Source organism: Caballeronia sp. M23-90 (assembly GCF_053574605.1).
Genome location: NZ_JBSIPA010000773.1, coordinates 1 through 1,633 on the forward strand (window position 1 = coordinate 1; position 1,633 = coordinate 1,633).

At 61.9% G+C, this 1,633-nt stretch carries 1 protein-coding gene and 2 pseudogenes; all 3 read right to left on the reverse strand.

Going from position 1 to position 1,633, the window contains the following annotated elements:
* Nucleotides 1-412: pseudogene (locus ACRXB1_RS35715) on the reverse strand (MotA/TolQ/ExbB proton channel family protein); the annotation flags it as partial.
* A 34-nt stretch (nucleotides 413-446) separates the two neighbouring features.
* On the reverse strand, nucleotides 447-1,244 hold the full coding sequence (gene dapB / locus ACRXB1_RS35720; RefSeq protein WP_174364071.1) for a 4-hydroxy-tetrahydrodipicolinate reductase: 798 nt from the start codon (nucleotides 1,242-1,244) through the stop codon (nucleotides 447-449).
* Nucleotides 1,245-1,422: 178 nt separating this feature from the next.
* Nucleotides 1,423-1,633: pseudogene (locus ACRXB1_RS35725) on the reverse strand (outer membrane protein assembly factor BamE); the annotation flags it as partial.

Here is a 1,633-nt window from a genome sequence, read left to right on the forward strand (position 1 = left end):
ACACACGCTCGCCGGGCTCGACATGCGCGATCAACGCACCCGGCATTTCCGCCTCCGATGCACGCCACGCAGCCATCGCAAGCGGCAAATACACACGCTCGCCGGGCTCGACATGCGCGATCAACGCACCCGGCATTTCCGCCTCCGATGCACGCCACGCAGCCATCGCAAGCGGCAAATACACGCGTTCGCGATCGGCTTTCTTCAACTCCGCGATGCCGTCAGCAAGCGTCGCCGCCTGCCAGAACCGCTGTACGGCGCGCGGCCCCTGGCGTTCTGCACGAACGAGGACCCATGCCTTCACGATCAGAAAACACCAGCTCGCCACCGACATGGCCAGCAGCACGCCCGCCACGCCATGTGTGATGCCGTCGCTGCTCTGCAAGTAATGAATGATGCCGGTTGTTGCCATTGAACTCGGACCTCGAAGGAATCTGCAGCCTGGCTCAACGCAAGCCGAGCACGTCCTGCATGTCGAACATTCCGCGCTCCCGGCTCGCCAGGAATTGCGCGGCGCGCAGCGAACCTTGAGCGTAAGACAAACGGCTGGAAGACTTGTGCGTGATCTCGACGCGCTCGCCGATGCCCGCGAACAGCACCGTGTGGTCGCCGACAATATCGCCGCCGCGAATCGCAGCGAAACCGATGGTGGAGGGATCGCGTTCACCCGTCACGCCTTCCCGGCCGTACACCGCGCATTCCTTCAAGTCGCGGCCGAGCGCGTTGGCGATCGTCTCGCCCATTGCCAGGGCGGTGCCTGACGGTGCATCGACCTTGTGCCGGTGATGCGCCTCGATGATCTCGATGTCGTAGCCTTTATCGAAGTGTCTGGCCGCGAATTCCAGCAGCTTGAGCGTCACGTTCACGCCCACGCTCATGTTCGCCGAGAACACGATCCCGATCTTCTCTCCGGCGGCACGCAATTGCGCTTTCTGCTCGTCGTTGAAACCCGTCGTGCCGATCACCATTTTCACGTTATGCCGCAACGCCGCTTCCAGATGCACGAGCGTGCCTTCGGGACGCGTGAAGTCGATCAGCACATCGCTTGCGGCAAACACCTGCTCGATATCGTCAGTAAGAACCACGCCCGTGGTTTTACCGAGCAACGTACCCACATCCTCGCCGAGCTGCGGTGATCCCGCGCGGTCGAGCGCGCCGGACAAGGTGACGTCGGGATTATTGAGAACGGTTTCGATCAGCATGCGGCCCATACGGCCCGATGCACCGGCGATGGCGATTTTCATGGCGTGTCTCGCGTGATGAAGCGTATTGGCGTTGTGCTGCTGTGGTGTTGCGGATATTGCAACAAGCAATTCGTGCAGAAGCATCAGAAGCGTCGAAGCGGCGCGTTGGCCGCTTGCGAGATAGTGCAATCAGGCGAGAACCGCGGGACAGCCAATGAGGAGACGCCCGCCGTGCTGCTTAATTGGTTTTCGTCGATGGCACGTAGAACGTTGCCTGTCCATCCGTGTTTGCCGGCGTAGGCGACGTACCGGCAGGCCCGACTGCAGCACTGTTCGGAATGGTCACCGTCTGCGGACGCCGCTGCAACTGAATCTGCGAGTTGCCGGCAGCGCTGACGTTCGGTGGCAGGCTCGGATTGCCCGGTACGTTCGGCATGGCCGACGAGCGA